This is a genomic window from Micromonospora yongxingensis (assembly GCF_052601155.1).
Genome location: NZ_JBQXEO010000012.1, coordinates 61,129 through 78,939, shown reverse-complemented (window position 1 = coordinate 78,939; position 17,811 = coordinate 61,129). Strand labels below are relative to the sequence as shown.

At 71.9% G+C, this 17,811-nt stretch carries 16 protein-coding genes, 1 tRNA gene and 1 pseudogene; 11 read left to right on the top strand and 7 right to left on the bottom strand.

The annotated features are described in order from the left end of the window. Positions 1 to 140: 140 nt before the first annotated feature. The gene (gene aceE / locus ACTWLT_RS16605; RefSeq protein WP_445319156.1) at positions 141 to 2,879 is read right to left on the bottom strand and encodes a pyruvate dehydrogenase (acetyl-transferring), homodimeric type; all 2,739 of its coding nucleotides are present in this window, start codon (positions 2,877 to 2,879) and stop codon (positions 141 to 143) included. A gap of 186 nt (positions 2,880 to 3,065) precedes the next feature. On the opposite strand from aceE, the gene ACTWLT_RS16600 reads away from it, so the two are divergent. Beyond that, complete coding sequence (locus ACTWLT_RS16600) at positions 3,066 to 3,470, top strand: secondary thiamine-phosphate synthase enzyme YjbQ (protein ID WP_445319155.1); 405 nt, start codon at positions 3,066 to 3,068, stop codon at positions 3,468 to 3,470. A gap of 129 nt (positions 3,471 to 3,599) precedes the next feature. On the opposite strand, the gene ACTWLT_RS16595 is transcribed toward ACTWLT_RS16600, so the two are convergent. Continuing rightward, entirely contained in the window at positions 3,600 to 5,252 is a 1,653-nt protein-coding gene (locus ACTWLT_RS16595) for an alkaline phosphatase D family protein (protein ID WP_445319154.1), read from the bottom strand. Positions 5,253 to 5,552: 300 nt separating this feature from the next. Between ACTWLT_RS16595 and ACTWLT_RS16590 the strand changes: the two genes are divergently transcribed. The 5 genes from ACTWLT_RS16590 to ACTWLT_RS16570 all read left to right on the top strand — a co-directional run bounded on the left by ACTWLT_RS16590 (position 5,553) and on the right by ACTWLT_RS16570 (position 9,732). Continuing rightward, positions 5,553 to 5,957, top strand: a complete 405-nt coding sequence (locus ACTWLT_RS16590) for a MarR family winged helix-turn-helix transcriptional regulator (RefSeq protein ID WP_445319245.1) — start codon at positions 5,553 to 5,555, stop codon at positions 5,955 to 5,957. Positions 5,958 to 6,008: 51 nt separating this feature from the next. Next, positions 6,009 to 8,468 carry a transketolase C-terminal domain-containing protein gene (locus ACTWLT_RS16585; protein ID WP_445319153.1) on the top strand — a complete coding sequence of 820 codons (2,460 nt, stop codon included), beginning with the start codon at positions 6,009 to 6,011 and terminating at the stop codon, positions 8,466 to 8,468. 112 nt (positions 8,469 to 8,580) lie between these two features. Continuing rightward, the gene (locus ACTWLT_RS16580; RefSeq protein WP_252417794.1) at positions 8,581 to 9,018 is read left to right on the top strand and encodes a DUF3052 domain-containing protein; all 438 of its coding nucleotides are present in this window, start codon (positions 8,581 to 8,583) and stop codon (positions 9,016 to 9,018) included. 86 nt (positions 9,019 to 9,104) lie between these two features. After that, a complete protein-coding gene (locus tag ACTWLT_RS16575; RefSeq protein ID WP_445319152.1) occupies positions 9,105 to 9,569 on the top strand; it encodes a peroxiredoxin in 465 nt (154 codons plus the stop codon). 88 nt (positions 9,570 to 9,657) lie between these two features. Continuing rightward, positions 9,658 to 9,732, top strand: a tRNA-Val gene (locus tag ACTWLT_RS16570). Between the two features lie 76 nt (positions 9,733 to 9,808). On the opposite strand, the pseudogene ACTWLT_RS16565 reads toward ACTWLT_RS16570, so the two are convergent. Beyond that, a pseudogene (locus ACTWLT_RS16565) lies at positions 9,809 to 10,015 on the bottom strand (tyrosine-type recombinase/integrase); the annotation flags it as partial. 65 nt (positions 10,016 to 10,080) lie between these two features. Between ACTWLT_RS16565 and ACTWLT_RS16560 the strand changes: the two are divergent. After that, entirely contained in the window at positions 10,081 to 10,470 is a 390-nt protein-coding gene (locus tag ACTWLT_RS16560; RefSeq protein ID WP_445319151.1) for an SRPBCC family protein, read from the top strand. Between the two features lie 87 nt (positions 10,471 to 10,557). On the opposite strand, the gene ACTWLT_RS16555 is transcribed toward ACTWLT_RS16560, so the two are convergent. Beyond that, positions 10,558 to 11,463: a hypothetical protein gene (locus ACTWLT_RS16555; protein WP_445319150.1), complete on the bottom strand. Its 906-nt coding sequence runs from the start codon at positions 11,461 to 11,463 to the stop codon at positions 10,558 to 10,560. A 253-nt stretch (positions 11,464 to 11,716) separates the two neighbouring features. Beyond that, entirely contained in the window at positions 11,717 to 12,610 is an 894-nt protein-coding gene (locus tag ACTWLT_RS16550) for a hypothetical protein (RefSeq protein WP_252417789.1), read from the bottom strand. 277 nt (positions 12,611 to 12,887) lie between these two features. Here ACTWLT_RS16550 and ACTWLT_RS16545 point away from each other — a divergent pair, with 277 nt between their 5' ends. Then, entirely contained in the window at positions 12,888 to 13,436 is a 549-nt protein-coding gene (locus ACTWLT_RS16545) for a hypothetical protein (RefSeq protein WP_445319149.1), read from the top strand. Positions 13,437 to 13,443: 7 nt separating this feature from the next. Here the strand turns inward: ACTWLT_RS16545 and ACTWLT_RS16540 are convergent, their stop codons facing one another. Beyond that, complete coding sequence (locus ACTWLT_RS16540; protein ID WP_252417973.1) at positions 13,444 to 14,190, bottom strand: SDR family NAD(P)-dependent oxidoreductase; 747 nt, start codon at positions 14,188 to 14,190, stop codon at positions 13,444 to 13,446. 162 nt (positions 14,191 to 14,352) lie between these two features. Between ACTWLT_RS16540 and ACTWLT_RS16535 the strand changes: the two genes are divergently transcribed. Continuing rightward, complete coding sequence (locus ACTWLT_RS16535) at positions 14,353 to 14,982, top strand: HAD-IA family hydrolase (RefSeq protein ID WP_445319148.1); 630 nt, start codon at positions 14,353 to 14,355, stop codon at positions 14,980 to 14,982. Between the two features lie 31 nt (positions 14,983 to 15,013). On the opposite strand, the gene ACTWLT_RS16530 is transcribed toward ACTWLT_RS16535, so the two are convergent. Next, entirely contained in the window at positions 15,014 to 15,949 is a 936-nt protein-coding gene (locus tag ACTWLT_RS16530; RefSeq protein WP_445319147.1) for a phosphotransferase family protein, read from the bottom strand. A 126-nt stretch (positions 15,950 to 16,075) separates the two neighbouring features. Here ACTWLT_RS16530 and ACTWLT_RS16525 point away from each other — a divergent pair, with 126 nt between their 5' ends. Both ACTWLT_RS16525 and ACTWLT_RS16520 read left to right on the top strand, forming a co-directional pair. Continuing rightward, positions 16,076 to 16,567, top strand: coding sequence for a GNAT family N-acetyltransferase (locus ACTWLT_RS16525; RefSeq protein WP_445319146.1), 492 nt, complete (start codon positions 16,076 to 16,078; stop codon positions 16,565 to 16,567). A gap of 93 nt (positions 16,568 to 16,660) precedes the next feature. Continuing rightward, on the top strand, positions 16,661 to 17,803 hold the full coding sequence (locus ACTWLT_RS16520; protein WP_445319145.1) for a polysaccharide pyruvyl transferase family protein: 1,143 nt from the start codon (positions 16,661 to 16,663) through the stop codon (positions 17,801 to 17,803). The last annotated feature ends 8 nt before the right edge of the window (positions 17,804 to 17,811 follow it).

The window sequence follows — 17,811 nt, the reverse complement described above, 5'->3', positions numbered from 1 at the left end:
TCCCCGCCAGGGACCCCGGACCGCCGCCGCCCCGTCTCACCCGCCGTCCGCCCGGTCGCTGGGGAGTGCGGGGCGAGGGTGCGGGTGCACCAAAAAGGGCCCGGCGCGGGTGCGCCGGGCCCTTCCTGGATCGTGCTGGATCAGCTGTCGCCGCCGGTCTCGCCGACCGGGGCCGCGTTCACGTCGTCGATCGCGTACTTCTTGGCGGCCTCGGCCGGCACGGTGGCGGCCACCGCGCCGCTGCGGGCCAGCTGCCGCAGCGTGGCGACCACGATCGACTCGGCGTCGACGTGGAAGTGCCGGCGCAGCGCGTGCCGGGTGTCCGACATGCCGAAGCCGTCGGTGCCGAGCGACGTGTAGTCGCCGGGCACCCAGCGGGAGACCAGGTCCGGTACCGCCCGCATCCAGTCGCTGACCGCGACCTTCGGCCCGTCGGCGTCGGCGAGCTTCTGCGTGATGTACGGAACCTTCGCCTCGGCGCCCGGGTTGAGCAGGTTGTGCTCCTCGGCCTGCACCGCGTCGCGGCGCAGCTCGGTCCAGGAGGTCACCGACCAGACGTCCGCGGCCACCCCCCAGTCCTGGGCGAGCAGCTGCTGGGCCTTGAGCGCCCACTGCATGCCCGTGCCCGAGGCGAGCACGTTGGCCTTCGGGCCGTCGACCTGCGGAGCCGGGGAATAGCGGTAGATGCCCTTGAGCAGGCCCTCCACGTCCACCCCGGCCGGCTCGGCCGGCTGGAGGATCGGCTCGTTGTAGACCGTCAGGTAGTAGAAGACGTTCTCCTGCGCGTCCCCGTACATCCGGTGCAGGCCGTTCTCCATGATGTGCGCGATCTCGAAGGAGAACGCCGGGTCGTACGCGACCACCGCCGGGTTGGTGGCGGCGATCAGCAGCGAGTGGCCGTCCTCGTGCTGCAGGCCCTCACCGTTGAGCGTGGTCCGCCCAGCGGTGGCGCCGAGCAGGAAGCCCCGGGCCATCTGGTCGGCTGCCGCCCAGAGCCCGTCGGCGGTCCGCTGGAACCCGAACATCGAGTAGAAGATGTACATCGGGATCATCGGCTCGTCGTGCGTGGCGTACGCCGAGCCCGCGGCCGTGAACGAGGCGACCGAGCCGGCCTCGTTGATCCCCTCGTGCAGGATCTGCCCGGTGGTCGACTCCTTGTACGACAGGAACAGCTCCCGGTCGACCGAGGTGTAGCGCTGGCCGTGCGGGGAGTAGATCTTCGCGGTCGGGAAGATCGAGTCGAGGCCGAAGGTGCGCGCCTCGTCCGGGATGATCGGCACCCAGCGCTTGCCGAACTCCTTGTCCTTCATGATGTCCTTGAGCAGGCGGACGAAGGCCATGGTGGTGGCCACCTTCTGCTTGCCCGAGCCGCGCTTGACGTCGGCGAACCGCTCCGGGCCGGGGATGGCCAGCCGCTTGGTGCTGGTCCGCCGGGACGGCAGGTAGCCGCCGAGCTGCTCGCGCCGCTCCTTCAGGTACTGGATCTCCTCGGACTTCTCACCCGGGTTGTAGTACGGCGGCAGGTAGGGGTTGTCCTCCAGCGCCTTGTCCGGGATGTCCAGGTAGAGCCGGTCGCGGAAGGTCTTCAGGTCCTCCAGCGTCAGCTTCTTCATCTGGTGGGTCGCGTTGCGGCCCTCGAAGTGCGAGCCGAGCGTCCAGCCCTTGATCGTCTTCGCCAGGATGACGGTCGGCTGACCGGTGTGCTCGGTGGCCGCCTTGTAGGCCGCGTAGAGCTTGCGGTAGTCGTGCCCACCCCGCTTGAGGTTCCAGATCTCGTCGTCGCTGAGCGGCTCGACCATCTTGCGGGTCCGCGGGTCGCGGCCGAAGAAGTGCTCCCGCACGTACGCGCCCGACTCGGCCTTGTACGTCTGGTAGTCACCGTCGGTCGTGGTGTTCATGAGGTTGACCAGCGCGCCGTCGGTGTCCGCGGCGAGCAGCGGGTCCCACTCGCGGCCCCAGACCACCTTGATCACGTTCCAGCCGGCACCCCGGAAGAACGACTCCAGCTCCTGCATCACCTTGCCGTTGCCACGGACGGGGCCGTCCAGCCGCTGGAGGTTGCAGTTGATCACGAAGGTGAGGTTGTCGAGCTCCTCGCGGGCGGCCACGCCGATCGCGCCCAGCGTCTCCGGCTCGTCCATCTCACCGTCACCGAGGAACGCCCAGACGTGCTGCTGGGAGGTGTCCTTGATGCCCCGGTGCTGCAGGTACCGGTTGAACCGGGCCTGGTAGATCGCGTTGAGCCCGCCCAGGCCCATCGAGACCGTGGGGAACTCCCAGAAGTCCGGCATCAGCCGCGGGTGCGGGTACGAGGGCAGCCCACCACCGGGGTGCGACAGCTCCTGGCGGAACCCGTCGAGCTGGTGCTCGCTGAGACGCCCCTCCAGGAACGCCCGCGCGTACATACCGGGGGAGGCGTGACCCTGGTAGAAGATGTGGTCGCCGCCGCCCGGGTGGTTCTTGCCCCGGAAGAAGTGGTTGAAGCCCACCTCGTAGAGCGACGCCGAGCTGGCGAAGGTCGAGATGTGCCCGCCGACGCCGATCTCCGGGCGCTGCGCCCGGTGCACCAGCATGGCGGCGTTCCACCGGACGTACGCCCGGATCCGCCGCTCGACGTGCTCGTCGCCCGGGAACCACGGCTCCCGCTCCGGCGTGATGGTGTTGATGTAGTCGGTGGTGGTCAGGGGCGGAACCCCGACCTGGCGCTCGCGGGCCCGCTCCAGCAGGCGCAGCATGACGTAGCGAGCGCGTTTGGCGCCGCGATCGTCGATGACACCGTCGAGCGACTCGACCCATTCGCTGGTTTCTTCAGGGTCGATGTCCGGAAGCTGGCTCGGTAGGCCGTCGCTGATCACCGGGCGCTTGCGTTCCGTAGCCACAGGCGTTCCCTCGGTTGTGTGTGGGATAGGTCTCTAGCGCCATCCTGCCCCCTGGTGGCACCCGTCGTCACGTCTAGGTCCCCCCGACGCGACGCTGAACACAGGTACCCGCCGGTAACTTAGCGCTACGGCCGTCCGAACCCCTCTCGTCCGGCTCGTCGGAGGCGCTGCGGCAGAATGCGACGTATGCGCAGTGAAGTCATCACCGTCCGGACCGGGTCGCGGCCGACCGTCCACGACATCACCGCCGAGGCCGAGCGGTTCGTCTCCGGTCAGGGCGACGGTCTGCTGCACGTGTTCGTGCCGCACGCCACCGCCGGCCTGGCGATCATCGAGACCGGTTCCGGCTCCGACGACGACCTGCTCACCGCGATCGACGCGCTGCTGCCGACCGACGACCGTTGGCGGCACCGGCACGGCTCGCCCGGCCACGGCCGGGACCACGTGCTGCCGGCGTTCGTCCCGCCGTACGCCACGCTGCCGGTGCTCGACGGGCGCCTGGCCCTCGGCACCTGGCAGTCCGTCTGCCTGGTCGACACCAACGGCGACAACCCCACCCGCCAGGTCCGCTTCTCCTTCCTCCCGGGCTGACCGCCCCGCCTGGCGTCCGGGCCGCGCCCGCCCACCTCCCGCGGGATCCGCGCAACCTCCGGGAACCTGCTGCCGCACCGCGTGCCGAGGCGACACCGTCCCTGAGGTTGCGCGGATCATGGCGTGGGGTCAGGGGCGCACGGTCTCCCGCTCCACCGTGCGTCGGCCCTCGTCCGCGCCCGCGTCGGTGGCCGTGCGTGCCGCCGACGGGACCGGGTTGTCCGCCGTCTGGTGCAGGCCGGGCACGCGGTCCTCGATCACGAACGAGGCCCGGGTGTACGCGGGCGCGCCCGGCCGACTGACGTACGGCAGCACGTCGAAGTCGGCGGCGAGCTGGCCCGGGGTGATCGTGGTGCGCACGTACCCCCGCAGGTTGTTCTGGAAGCGCAGGTGCGGGTTGAAGCCGAACCACGGGTGGGAGCCGGACGCCGAGTCCGCGCCGTCGCCGGTCGAGGTGATCGAGGAGCAGACCAGCTCGGTGCCGACGGTGCGCGAGGTCGGGTCCGCGTAGTCCAGCTTCAGGTCGCTGGCCCAGTGCGCGTGCACGTCACCGGTCAGCACCACGGGGTTGCGCACCCCGGCGGCCAGCCAGCCCCGGGTGATCCGGTCGCGGGAGGCGACGTAGCCGTCCCAGGCGTCCATGCTGGTGACGGTCAGCGGGCCGGCGTTGTTGTCCCGCTGGGCGAAGAAGACCTGCTGGCCCAGGATGTCCCAGCGGGCGTCCGAGCGCCGGAAGCCGTCCAGCAGCCACGCCTCCTGCTCGGCCCCGGTGATCGAACGGGCCGGGTCGGCCGCCGCCGCGCAGTCCCGGTAGCCGTCGCCGCAGGCCTGGTCGTCGCGGTACTGGCGGGTGTCGAGCATGTGGAAGGTGGCCAGCCGCCCCCAGCGCACCCGCCGGTAGAGCTGCATGTCGATGCCACGCGGAATCGAGGTCCGCCGCAGCGGCATGTTCTCGTAGTACGCCTGGAACGCCGCCGCCCGGCGGGCGGGGAACTCCGGGTCCGGCGCCTCGGGCACCTCGTCGGCCCAGTTGTTCTCCACCTCGTGGTCGTCGAAGACCACCGCCCAGGGCGCCACCGCGTGCGCCGCCTGAAGGTCGGCGTCGGTCTTGTACTGGGCGTGCCGCTGCCGGTAGTTGGCCAGCGTCCGGGTCTCCGGCCCCTCGTGGTCGCGCGGGTTGCCGCCGGGGACGTTGTACGTGTCCGGGGCGTACTCGTACTGGTAGTCGCCCAGGTGCAGGATCAGCTCCGGCTCGGTCTCGGCCAGCCGTCGGTAGGCGGTGAAGTAGCCGTGCTCGTACTGGGAGCAGGAGGCGAAGCCCATCGCCAGGGCGGCCGGCATGGTCCACGGCGCCGGGGCGGTGCGGGTGCGCCCGACGGGCGAGAGGTGTCGCTCGGCGCGGAACCGGTAGAAGTACTCCCGCCCGGGCAGCAGGCCCGCCAGCTCCACGTGCACGCTGTGCGCCGAACGGGTGCGGGCGACGGAGACCCCGCGCCGCACGACGTGCCGGAAGCGCTCGTCGGCGGCCAACTCCCAGTGCACCGGGACGTCGCGGTCGGGCATGCCGCCGAGGCCGTCCTCGGCCAGGGGCTGCGGGGCCAGGCGGGTCCACAGCACGAACCCCTCGTGGTCGGGGTCGCCGGAGGCCACACCGAGGGTGAACGGGTAGGCCAGCGGGCGGCGGGCCGTCGCAGCGGCGGCCGCCACCGGCAGCCCGGTGACCGCACCGGCGGCGCCGAGGGCGGCGCCGGACAGCAGGATGGTACGTCGGGACAGTGACACGAAATCCTCCCCAGAGTCCGATCTCTCGTGACGTGGGGAGCCTCGCCAGCCCGGGTGGCCGGCAGGTGACAGCCAGGGCCCCTCCCTGCCGCCGGCAGTCGAACACCGATGACCGCGGTCGATCCGCCCCGCGCCGCCGTTGCACACCCGTGGTCGTTCAGGGGGCCGGCGTGACCGGACCCGATCGATGAGCTGACCGGCCGGTGCCGTGCGTACGATGTGGCCGTGGCGCAGGAGGCGGGTTCCCGAGCGGGTGTGCCGGTGGACCGTGCCGGCCTGGCCACCGACGTGGTGCGCCGGATGGCGCACGTGACCGCCGCGCTACGGCACCGGCAGGACTCCGCGTTCGCCGAGCTGGGGCTCACCCCGGCGTCGGCCCGGGCGCTGAACGAGCTCGACCCCGACCATCCCCTGCCGGCCCGCGACCTCGCCGAGCGGCTCGGCTGCGACCGGTCGAACGTGACGGCGCTCGTCGACAAGCTGGAGCAGGCCGGCCTGGTCGAGCGTCGCACCGACCCGGCCGACCGGCGGCAGAAGACGTTGGTGGTGACCGGGAAGGGCCGCGGTGTGCGGGGCCGGGTGACCGAGGTGATGTCCGACTCCCGACTCCTGGCCGGTCTGACCGACGAGGAGCTCGACACCCTGCGCGACCTGGTCTGGAAGGTGTCCGACGGCGGTTGTCCGGAGCCGTGCGGGCCGGAGTAGGTCGACCCGCGCCCACCGTGTCCCACTGGGCGACCAGGGCTTGCGTCGGTAATGCTGTGCGACGTGACCACCCCGCAAGATCTCGACGACCGCTTCCGGGAGACGCTGGCGGCGCTGCCCGCCGCCGAGCGACGGCGTGACCCCGCCGACCCGGTCATCGACGACGCCCCACTGACCGGCGCGCAACTGCTGGATCTGTTCGACGCGCAGGTGACCAGCCGGCAGCTCGACCTGGCGGGCCGTTGGCTGCGCAGTTTCGGGGAGGGCTTCTACACGATCGGCTCGGCCGGGCACGAGGGCAACGCGGCGGTCGCCGCCGCGCTGCGGCCCACCGATCCGGCGCTGCTGCACTACCGCTCCGGAGCCTTCTACTGTGTGCGCGCCGCCCAGACCGCCGCCACGTCCTCCGTGGTGACCGCCGACGACGAACCGCCCGCCGAACCCGCCGAGTCCGAGCCGGCCGAGTCCGCTCCCGCCGAGTCCGCGCCCGCCGAGTCCGGGCCGGCCGGCTCCGCGCCGCCCACGGGCGGGTTCGCGGCGTACGCGCAGGCGGCCCGGGACGTGCTGCGCGGGATGGTCGCCTCCAGTCAGGAGCCGATCGCCGGTGGCCGGCACAAGGTCTTCGGTCGTGCCGACCTGGCCATCGTGCCGACCACCTCCACGATCGCCTCCCACCTGCCCCGGGCGGTCGGGATGGGACTGGCCGTGGAGCGGTTGCGCCGGATGGACAGCGCCGGGCGGCGCACCGCCTCCGGAGTGCGCGTCGGCAGCGGCGCCGGCGCCACCCACGCCCCGTGGCCGCCGGACGCCATCGTGGTGTGCTCGTTCGGCGACGCCTCGGTCAACCACGCCAGCGCCACCGCCGCCTTCAACACCGCCGGCTGGTACGACCACGCCGGGCTGCGCATCCCGGTGCTCTTCGTCTGCGAGGACAACGGGCTGGGCATCAGCGTCCGCTCCCCGGAGGGCTGGGTGGAGGCGACGCTACGGTCCAGGCCGGGCATCCACTACTTCACCGCCGACGGGGGCGACCCGGTGCAGGCGTACGCGGTGGCGGCGGAGGCCGCGGCCTGGGTGCGCCGGCACCGCCGTCCGGCCGTGCTGCACCTGCGCACCGTCCGGCTGATGGGGCACGCCGGGGCCGACGCGGAGTTGGCGTACCGCACCCCGGGGGAACTCGCCGCGGACCTGGACCGGGACCCGGTTGTCGCCACCGCGCGGCTGCTCGTCGACGCCGGCCTGGCCACCGGCGAGGAACTGCTGGCCCGGTACGACGAGACCGGCTGGCAGGTCCGCCGCCTCGCCGAGGAGGTGCTGGGCGAACCGAAGCTGGGCTCCGCTGCCGAGGTGGTGTCGGCGCTGGCGCCCCGCCGGCCGGTGCGGGTGGCGCGGGCGGTGGCCGACGCGGCGGCCCGGGCCAGCGGCCCGGGAGCGGGCGCCCGGGCAGAGGCGTTCGGGGGCAAGCCGCCGGAGCTGGCCGGCCCGTTGACCCTGGCGCAGAGCATCAACGCGGCGCTCGCCGACGGGTTGCTCGACCACCCGCAGATGGCCGTCTTCGGCGAGGACGTGGCCGCCAAGGGCGGCGTGTACGGGGTGACGAAGGGGCTGCGCGACCGCTTCGGGGCGGCCCGCGTCTTCGACACCCTGCTCGACGAGACCTCGGTGCTCGGGTTGGGGCTGGGCGCCGGGCTGGCCGGGATGCTGCCGGTGCCGGAGATCCAGTACCTGGCGTACCTGCACAACGCCGAGGACCAGTTGCGTGGCGAGGCGGCCACCATGCAGTTCTTCTCCCAGGGGGCGTTCCGCAACCCGATGGTGCTGCGGGTGGCCGGGCTGGCGTACCAGGAGGGGTTCGGCGGGCACTTCCACAACGACAACTCGGTGGCCGTACTCCGCGATGTGCCCGGCCTGGTGGTCGCGGTGCCGGCGCGGCCGGACGACGCCGCGCCCATGCTGCGGACCTGCCTGGCCAGCGCGGCCGTGGACGGCAGCGTCTGCGTGTTCCTGGAGCCGATCGCGCTCTACCACACCCGCGACCTGTACGCCGACGGCGACGGGGAGTGGCTGGCCGGCTATCCGGAGCCGGGGGCCTGGGTGGCCGGGCACGTGCCGATCGGTCGGGCCCGGGTCTACCGGGTCGGGTCGGCCGACGACCTGACCATCATCACCTTCGGTAACGGGGTGCGGATGTCGCTGCGGGCCGCGGCCGTCCTCGCCGAGGAGGGGGTGGGCACCCGGGTGGTGGATCTGCGCTGGCTGGCCCCGTTGCCGGTCGCCGACATCATCCGGGAATCCTCGGCGACGGGCCGTGTGCTGGTGGTGGACGAGACCCGCCGGTCGGGCGGTGTCGGCGAGGGAGTGATCGCCGCGCTGGTCGACGCCGGATATGTCGGCGCCGTGCGACGTGTGGCGGGAGTTGACTCGTTTGTACCATTAGGTCCGGCAGCACGTCATGTTCTGGTCTCCGCGGAAGCCATTACCGACGGTGCCCGTACGCTGCTGGCACGGTAAATTCCGTTCCACCCGGTGCGCCACTTGCGCGCAGAGGCACAACTGTGTGGACTTTGCCTGACGGCGTCGCACCGACGCCGCGAGCAGGGACGAGATGAGGAGGCACGCGACAGTGAGCGCGACCGCTGGTCAGGCCGCCGACGGGGTACGCAGCCTGGCGGACCGGTTCGGAATCGAACCGGGGATGGTCGTCATGGAGATGGGGTACGACGACGACGTCGACCAGGATCTCCGCGACGCCCTGACCGACCGCTCTGGAGAGCTGGTCGACGAGGACACCGACGAGGTCGTCGACGCGGTTCTCGTCTGGTACCGCGACGGCGACGGTGACCTCTTCGAGCTTCTCGTCGACGCCCTCGGCCCGTTGGCCGACAACGGGGTCGTGTGGCTGCTCACCCCGAAGGCGGGGCGTGAGGGGCACGTCGAGCCGAGTGAGGTCGCGGAGTCCGCGCCCACCGCCGGCCTCCAGCAGACCTCGACCATCAACGCCGGCCGGGACTGGAGCGGCGCCCGCCTGGTGCTGCGCCGAGGGGTCAAGGGCAAGAAGTAGCCCGCAATCGTTGCCCTTCGCGCCCGGCGGTCCGCACCGCCGGGTGGCAGGCTCGCGCCGTCCCCGACTCGACCCGAGGAGTTCGCATGCCCATCGAGGTTGGCGCCGAGGCGCCGGACTTCGTGCTCAAGGACCAGAACAACCAGGAGGTCCGGCTCTCGGCCTTCCGGGGCAGGCGGACGGTGCTGCTGGTCTTCTACCCGCTCGCCTTCACCGGCACGTGCCAGGGCGAGCTGCGCGAGGTGCAAGACAACCTCGACGAGTACGTGAACGACGACGTCCAGGTGTTGACGGTCAGCGTCGACTCGGTCTACAGCCACAAGGTCTGGGCCGACCGCGAGGGTTACCAGTTCCCGATGCTGGCCGACTTCTGGCCGCACGGCGGCGTCGCCCAGGCGTACGGGGTCTTCAACGACGTGGCCGGCATCGCCAACCGGGGCACCTTCGTCATCGACAAGGCCGGCGTGGTCCGCTTCGCCGAGATGAACGGCCCGGGCGAGGCCCGCGACCAGCAGGGCTGGCGCAAGGCCATCGCCGAGGCAGCCGCTTGACCATCACCTCGACCGGGTACGCCGTGCGCCCGGGTCGGCAGCGAGCAGGGTAAGCTTGCCAGCCTCCGGCCCGCCGTACGGGCGTTCCGGGCGCGTAGCTCAGTGGGAGAGCACCCGCCTTACAAGCGGGGGGTCGCAGGTTCGAAACCTGCCGCGCCCACCACCACCTGACCAGGTAAAACCCGCCCGAGCCCAAGCGCCTTGCCTGGTCGGGCGGGTGCTGACATCCGCGGCTGACATCAGCCCGTCGAGCCGAACGCCTCGCCCAACTTCCGCAACGCCTCTGTCTGCTCTGTCAGCCCCCTGTGCGCGTAGATCATCATCGTGACATCCAGATGTGAGTGACCCGCGATGGCTTGAGCGATGTGCGGCGGCGTTCCCAGGCTCAGCAACAGGGTCAAGCACGGCTGCCGCAGATCGTGGAATCGAATCCTAGGAAGCCCGGACCGATCACGGACGCTGTAGAAGTGCCAGTGCCGAACGGGCGGTCGGCGGCGTAACGACCGGCCGCTTGAAGGCCGGCGATGCCGTCACGTGGGAGGCCAGGCACTTCGGCCTTCCCTGGCAGATGACCGTTCGGATCACTGACTACCGGCGGCCGCACGGCTTCACGGACGAGCAGATCAGCGGCCCATTCGGCCGATGGCACCACGAGCACAGCTTCACGCCGAACCCGGCTGACTCCTCGGCAACCCTCATGCGCGACGTCATCGACTTCACTGCGCCCGTGGGACCCGTTGGTGGCCTCGTGGCCAGCCTCGTCCTGCGGCCGTACCTGCAACGCCTCATCGCACGCCGCAACACCTATCTTGCTGCCACCCTGGCAGAGCTTCCTCGCTCAGCAATGAGGAAGGGAGCACAAGATCCGGAACATGCGCGGAATGATCAAGGCCGCCGCTGATGGAGCATCGGGCGTATGTCCTGGTAGGGGGGCCGGCGTTCCGGGCGAACGCAACTGCCTTGCTAAACCGTGTGCCACAGAGCCAAGTCAGCCGAGACCCAGTCGGTGCAACGCAACGGCCACGAATCCGCGCACCGACCGGTCCCAGCCGGGTACGTCGGCATCGAAGTCCGCGGTGCGGGCGTCGGTGAGGACGTCGAGAGCGAGGTCGGGTAGCTGGTCACCGAGTCGGTATGCCAGTCCCACCGCAGCCGTAACCCGGACGACCGCAGCGTTCGCGGACAGCAGCTCGCGTAGGCAGACGTCGATCCGCTCGGAGGCGGCCGGACAGTGGGCGAGGGTCAGGTTGGCGCTGGCCCGGGTAGCAGCGCGTGCCTCGTCATCGGGGACTGCGATGAGTCCGGCCAACGCGGCCTCGTCGGGTGGGAACCAGGCGAGTAGTTCGGCGGCGCACCCGGCCAACTGCGGGTCCGGATCGGTGAGCCAGCGGACGTGCCGGTCGGTGTACCGGGCTCCAGCGTGGAAGGCGTCGGCCTCCCAGCGGACCGCTACGTTGTCAGCCAGTTCCGCGGCTTCCTCATGCTCGAACAGGTCTTCGGCTTCCAGATGGTGCGCCACCAGCGCCGCCTGTTCCTCGGTGATCCCATCGGCGGCGGCGAAGGTCTGCTGCGGATCGAACGGCAGCTCGTCGTCGCGCCGGTCGCCGAGCACGACCGACCGGAGCAGGTTGGCCACCGCTGCACGGTCCGGGGTGTCCGGGTCGTCGACGAGCGCCACCAGGAACGGCACCACGTGACAGCTCGCCCCCCACCGGGTGCCTTGGTGATAGACGTTGCCGAACAGCTCGGACAAGGCACGGCGCCGGACAGGCACCTCCGCCGAGCGCAACGCGCGTAACTGGTGCGGTACGTCGACGGCCGGGCCGTAGGCGTGGTGCAGCGCTTCCCACGGGACCTCGTCGACCCCGGCCAGCGGGTCGGTGAGTTGACTCATGTGGCGGTTCTACCAGCAGCGGGCAAGGAGCAACGGTAGCGGCTGAGATCAGTCGTTGACATCAACGATGGCGGCCGAAGCCGGATGAGTGCGGACGGATGTCGCCTCCGACCCGAACCCAGCGGACGTCAGCGGACGCTGCGACTTTTGCCGGAAGCGCCTTACAAGCGGGGGGTCGCAGGTTCGAAACCTGCCGCGCCCACCACTCATCATCAGCACGACCGTCTGGACGAGTCTGGGCGCGGCAGCTCGATCACTTGGTGACGAGGTTGCGCAGTGCCGCGATCGCCGCCCGATCGCTCACCTCGGCGTAGATCTTCTTGTCGGCACCCACCATGACGACGAACGGGCACTTCTGGTCATCGCCGTTCATGGCCTTGTCCAGCAGCTTGCGGCCGGTCGCCGCCTCGTACACCCGAAGACGCCAGCCGGTCCGCACCAGCGGCAGCGTCTGCGGCTTGGGGTCGTCGAACTTGCAGTTGCGGATCTTCGCGCCGGTGCTGACCCGGTCGAGGCAGGCGACCATCTGCACCTTCCTGGGGTCCTCCGACGCCCACGTCTGCTCGACCTTGGCCGACAGTCCCAGGTCGTAGTAGTAGCCGTCGTCCTTGTAGCGGAGGCCCGGGGTGTCCGAGAGGAGCAGCACAACTGGGTGCGGAGCCTTGCCGGCGCGTTTCGGCAGCTCCGGGTAGTAGATGTCCTCGTCGCACACCCGGTTGAGGTCCTCGATCTTCTCCGCCGGGTAGGCGCTGGCCTGCGGCCCCTGTGCCACGGGCTCCTCGCTCTGGTCGGGCTGACCGCTCGCGGTGGGACTGGCGCCGGTCGTGGGGAACAGGGGAGCCCGGGACGTCGGGCTGCTGGCCGCCGGGGTCGATCCGGAGCGAAGCACGACGATGCCGCCGACCAGCCCGACGCAGGCCACCAATACCAGCACAACGGCACCCGCGACCGCGGCGACGATGACGCCGGTGTGGCTGGGCTGGGTGGGCGGGGCTGGCGGGGGAGTCCACGTGGTGGTGGCCGGCGTCGGGTCGGCAGGCGTACCCGGAGCCGTCTCGGTGTCCTGCGTGTCCTGGGGTGTCGCTGCGGCAGCCGGATCCGGGACCGGAATCGGGTTCGCGTCAGGTTCAGGCCCACTGTCGGCCATGGGGATGTCCTTTATTCGATCAAGGGGAAGCGCGACTGTACCAAGCCCGCCCCCTCGACCGTGGCCCCGTGACCTGGGGATCGGAGGACTCACCGCACCTGCGAGCCGCTGCCGATCACCGTCTCTCGCAGGACGTGCAGGGCACCTTCGAACTCGGCGGTGGCCTGCTTGTCCCACGGAACGACGGAAACGTCGCATGGTCCTTCGGCACAGGCGTCCGAGTCGGGTCGGCACCTCCGGTGAGGGTCGGTGCACCTGATGACGGAATGATGGGCGGGTGCAGGACACCGTCGCCGTCGCGCTGATCACCTCCCTGTCCACGTTGGCCGCCGCCGCCCTGACCGGGCTGGTCGGCGCACTCAGCACCCGCCGGCAACTGGCCCACCAGCTCACCGTCGCCCGTCAGGAGAACGCCGAGCGGCGGGCCACGCGCCGGGACGAGCTGCGGCGGGAGGCGTATGTCGGGTTCCTGAGTGCCTGCGACCAGGCGTACCGGCGGTTGGACCGGCGGTGGGTCGAGGCCGGCGGGGACGAGTCGCCGCCCGGCTACGACGAGGCGTACGCGGCGATGCGCGCCGTGGACGAGGCGTACAACCTGGTGTTGTTGGAAGGTCCGGCGGAGGTCGCGTCGGCGGCCCGGTCGGTGCTGGCCAGCCTGACCGCCGAGTACGCCGACCAGCGCCGGCTCGGCGGCGAGCCGGGCGCTGCGACGGTGCCGCTGCGTGAGCGACACCGGGAGCGCTGGCTCGCCGCCATCGAGGTACGGACGAACCGCCGGATCGCGTTCGTCGACGCGGTACGCCCGGTGCTGGACCGCGAGGGGTGACCCAGTCTCAGCTGGTGAAGCCGCCGTCCACGTTGACCACCGCGCCGGTCACGTAGCTGGCTTCCGGGCTGGCGAGGTGGGCGACGGTGGCGGCGATGTCGGCGGGGCGGGCGTAGCGGCCGACGGCGGTGAAGCCGCTGATGGCCGCCGCGTTCGGCCCGTCCGCCGGGTTGGCGTCGGTGTCGGTGGGCCCGGGGTTGACCAGGTTGGCGGTGATGCCACGGGGTCCCAGCTCGCGGGCCAGGCCCCGGGTCAGCCCGACCAGGGCGGTCTTGCTCATCGAGTAGAGCGCCAGCCCGGGGAAGACGGCCCGCTCACCGACGTTGCTGCCGATGCTGATGATCCGCCCGCCGTCGCCCAGGTGCCGCAACGCCGCCTGCACGGCGACGTACGGCGCCCGGACGTTCACCGCGATCGTCTGCTCCAGCTCCGCCGTGCCGAGGTCGTCCACGGCACCGACCAGGAAAACCGCCGCGTTGTTCACGAGGATGTCCAGCCGGCCCAGCTCGGCGGCGGCCCGGTCGACCGCGTCGCGTACGGCGGCCGGGTCGGCGCCGTCGGCCTGGAGGACCAACGCCCTCCGGCCCAGCGCCTCGATCTGTTTCGCCACGGTCGCGGCCTGCTCCGCGTTCTGGCGGTAGGTGAGTGCCACGTCGGCACCGTCCTGTGCCAGGCGCAGCGCGATACCGGCGCCGATGCCCCGGGAACCCCCGGTGACCAGGGCGACCTTGCCGTCAAGTGTCGTCGTCGTCATCATGCAAACGATCATGTCGCCGGTTCGATCCCGCGTCTGGCGGCCATCGGACCCCTCGCTCCCACCGCCGGGTCCGTTTCCCGCCATCGGTCACCCAGGAGCGGGCACCTGCCCGGCGGCCGGGTCTATCCTCGGGACGGAGCGTATTCGGGGGGCGTGATCGTGGAGCTGGCAGAGATCGACGCGGTGCTGTTCGACATGGATGGCACCCTGGTGGATTCCGACGCCGCCGTCGAGCGGGCCTGGCGACGGTGGGCTGCCGAGTACGCCGTGGCGCCGGCGGCCGCGCTGGCGATCGCGCACGGCAGACCCGCCGATCAGACCGTTCGCCGACTGCTGCCCACGCTCGACGACGCCACGGTCGCCGTGGCGGCGGCGCGGCAGTTGGCGTTGCAGTACGACGACCTGTCCGACGTGACGGCCACCCCCGGTGCCCACCAGGTGCTGGCCGCACTGGCGCGGTCGGGGTTGCCCTGGGCGGTGGTGACCAGCGCCGACGCCCGGCTGGCCGAGGCCCGGCTCGGCGCCGCCGGCATCGCCGCGCCGGTGCTGGTCACGGTGGACGACGTCCGCGCGGGCAAGCCGGATCCGCAGGGCTACCTGCGGGCCGCCGCGCTGCTCGGCGTGTCCCCGGCGCGGTGCCTGGTCGTCGAGGACGCCGAGGTGGGGCTGGAGGCGGGGCGCGCGGCCGGCGCGATGACCGCGGCGCTGAAAGGGCTCGACGGCGATCTGCGCCTCGACGACCTGACGCAGCTGGCGCAGCGGCTGGAGTCCACGCCAGCGGCACCGTAGACCACTCGGCACGCCAACCCGGACGCGATGGTCAGGCGAGGCGCTGGGCCAGCCACGGGAGCAGGGCGTCGGCCTGGGCCTGCTGGAAGGCGCGGACGGTGGGGATGCCGAGCGGCGGTGGACGCCGGGCGCCGTCGGCGAAGAAGCCGGCCATTCCGGCGTACATCCCGGTGAGCGCGACCGGGTCGACGTCGGCGGTGAGCGGCAGCCGGCGCAGCAGTGCCTCGGTGTCGTGCCCGCCGTGCAGCCGGACGTTGACCAGCAGCAGCGCGGTGTCCAGCCAGGCCGGGCCACGGCAGGCCCACGGCCAGTCGACGACGGTGACCGTGCCGGTGGCGTCGAGCAGCAGGTTGTCGGCCCGTACGTCGACGTGGCAGAGCGTGTCACCGGTCAACGCGGCGATGCCCTGGTCGGCGGCGGCGCACAGGTGGTCCAGGTGCGCACGCGCCCAGGGGTCCAGCCGGTCCGGCGGGTCGGCGGCGATCCGGTGCCAGCCGGCGAAGTCCCACGCCAGGCGTTCTGCCGCGGTCGGCACGTGCGCCACCGGGCTCGGGGTGAGCGCGTCGGCCATCGTCTCCAGGGCCCTCAGCACGCGGGACAGCTCGTCGGCGCGCCACGGCGTGGCCGGGTGCCGACCGTCCACATCGGTGAAGACCAGCGCGACCCACTCGCCGTCGTCGTGACAGCCGAGCAGGCGCGGCGTCGGTGCCGAGGCCGGCAGCGCCGCGGCGGTCCGTGCCTCCGCGCGGTGCATGACCGGGCTGTCCGGGTTCTGTGCGGGGCTGACCGCCTTGACGAACGCCCGCCGTCCGGTCGCGGTGCGCACCCGATCCGCGGTGCCCGGCGAATATCCGCCCGGCTGGGACACCGCCTGCACCACCGGGTCGCCGATGATGCCCTCCACCGAGGCCCGGACCCGCTCCGGCAGGTCCGTCCAGCCGATCCGGGTCGTCGTCCGCTCCGCCATCCGCCCACGGTGCGCCCGCTCGCGGCGGCGGACAACTCAATTGTCGGCGCGGGAGGATCCGGGTGGCGCGTCCCCGTCGGCTCTGCTGCACTGGCCGCTGGAACCGACGCTGAAGGGGGAGACCCGGTGGAGTTGACGTTGACGCCGATGAGCGAGCAGGAGCTGACCCCGTTGCGGGAGTCGCTGGAGGAGGTGTACGCCGAGGACCTGGCCGCGCACCGGGGGCTGACCCCGCAGGCGGCCCGGGAGCGCTCGGCGAGCCAACTGCGGGAGCTGCTGCCGGCGGGTGTCGCCACCGAGGGAGCGCTGCTGCGGGTGGCCCGGGTCGACGACACCGAGGTCGGCTGGATCTGGGTGACCCTGCCCGGGACGCCCGGCGCCGCCGACAAGGGCTCTCGGGCCTGGATCCACAACATCGAGGTGCATCCGGCGCACCGGGGACGGGGGCACGCACGTCGGATGATCCAGCTCATGGAGGCGGAACTGGCCCAGCTGGGGGTGCCCGAGCTGGGGCTGAACGTCTTCGGCACGAACACCGTGGCGATCGGGCTCTACCGGAGCCTGGGCTTCGAGGTCGCCGCCCAGCAGATGGTCAAGCGGCTCGACCCGGCGGACTGAGCCGGCGGCAGGCCGGTCAGGCGTCCTCCCGGCAGGACTGTTCACCCACCCAGCGGGAACCCGGCCCGGACCGCACCTGGGGAGGAGCGACGGATGACGCACGGCGCCGGACTGACCATCGGTGTGCTCGGCTCGTACGGGGGCCGAAACCTCGGCGACGAGGCGATCCTCACCGGCCTGCTCGCCGATCTGCGCAACCAGGAACCGAATGCCCGGATCATCGTCTTCTCCCGCAACCCGGAGCACACCCGGGCCGCCCACCCGCACGTGGAGGCGGTGCCCTGGGAGGGCGTCAGCCGTACCGACTCCGCCCTGGTCCTCGCCCAGCTCGACCTGCTCATCCTGGGCGGCGGCGGGATCCTCTACGACCGGGAGGCACGCCGCTACCTGCGCGTGGTCCGGGTCGCCCAGGAGCGCGGCCTGCCCCTGATCACGTACGCGGTGGGGGTCGGGCCGCTCAGCGATGCCGTGGACACCGGCATGGTCCGGGAGACGCTCGCCAGCGCGGCCCAGGTGACCGTTCGTGACCAGGAGTCCCGGATGATGCTGGAGGAGGCCGGGCTGCTCAACCCGATCACGGTCACCGCCGACCCGGCGTTCCTGTTGCAGCCGGCGGACTTTCCACCCCACCTGCTGGCCGAGGAGGGCGTGCCGGCCGGCAATCGGCTGGTCGGGATCAGCGTGCGGGAGCCCGGGCGGGCCGCCGAACGCCTCGACGTGGACGGCTACCACCGGCTGCTGGCCCAGATCGGCGACTTCCTGGTGCACCGGATCGATGCGTACGTGCTGTTCGTGCCGATGGAACGCGACGACATCCGGCACGCCCACGGGGTGCTGTCGCACATGGTCGCCGCCGAACGGGGGCGCATCCTGCACGGCACCTACTCGCCGGAGCAGGTGCTCGGGTTGATGCGCCACTTCGACCTTGCCGTCGGCATGCGCCTGCACTTCCTGATCTTCGCGGCGATGGTCGGCACACCGTTCCTGCCGCTGCCGTACGCCGGCAAGGTCTTCGACCTGGCGCAGCGGCTCGGCGTGCCGGCGCTGCGCGGCGTCGAGCGGGAGGTCGAAGGCCCGCTACTGGCCGAGGTCGACCGGCTCTGGGACGAGCGGGAGCAGCGCGCCGAGGCCACCGCCCAACGGGTGGCCGACATCTGCGAGCTGGCCAGGGGCACCTCCGAGGTCACCCGCGGCGTGCTGGAGAGCCTGCGCAGCCACACCCTCACCCGGGTCTGAGCCGGCGG

What these genes read in the sequence shown, in the direction of transcription:
- ACTWLT_RS16555 (WP_445319150.1), bottom strand. Translation starts at nt 11,463, where the DNA reads ATGAGTCAACTCACCGACCCGCTGGCCGGGGTCGACGAGGTCCCGTGG.
- ACTWLT_RS16540 (WP_252417973.1), bottom strand. Translation starts at nt 14,190, where the DNA reads ATGACGACGACGACACTTGACGGCAAGGTCGCCCTGGTCACCGGGGGT.
- ACTWLT_RS16520 (WP_445319145.1), top strand. Translation starts at nt 16,661, where the DNA reads ATGACGCACGGCGCCGGACTGACCATCGGTGTGCTCGGCTCGTACGGG.
- ACTWLT_RS16550 (WP_252417789.1), bottom strand. Translation starts at nt 12,610, where the DNA reads ATGGCCGACAGTGGGCCTGAACCTGACGCGAACCCGATTCCGGTCCCG.
- ACTWLT_RS16585 (WP_445319153.1), top strand. Translation starts at nt 6,009, where the DNA reads ATGCTGTGCGACGTGACCACCCCGCAAGATCTCGACGACCGCTTCCGG.
- ACTWLT_RS16590 (WP_445319245.1), top strand. Translation starts at nt 5,553, where the DNA reads ATGGCGCACGTGACCGCCGCGCTACGGCACCGGCAGGACTCCGCGTTC.
- ACTWLT_RS16530 (WP_445319147.1), bottom strand. Translation starts at nt 15,949, where the DNA reads ATGGCGGAGCGGACGACGACCCGGATCGGCTGGACGGACCTGCCGGAG.
- ACTWLT_RS16575 (WP_445319152.1), top strand. Translation starts at nt 9,105, where the DNA reads ATGCCCATCGAGGTTGGCGCCGAGGCGCCGGACTTCGTGCTCAAGGAC.
- ACTWLT_RS16600 (WP_445319155.1), top strand. Translation starts at nt 3,066, where the DNA reads ATGCGCAGTGAAGTCATCACCGTCCGGACCGGGTCGCGGCCGACCGTC.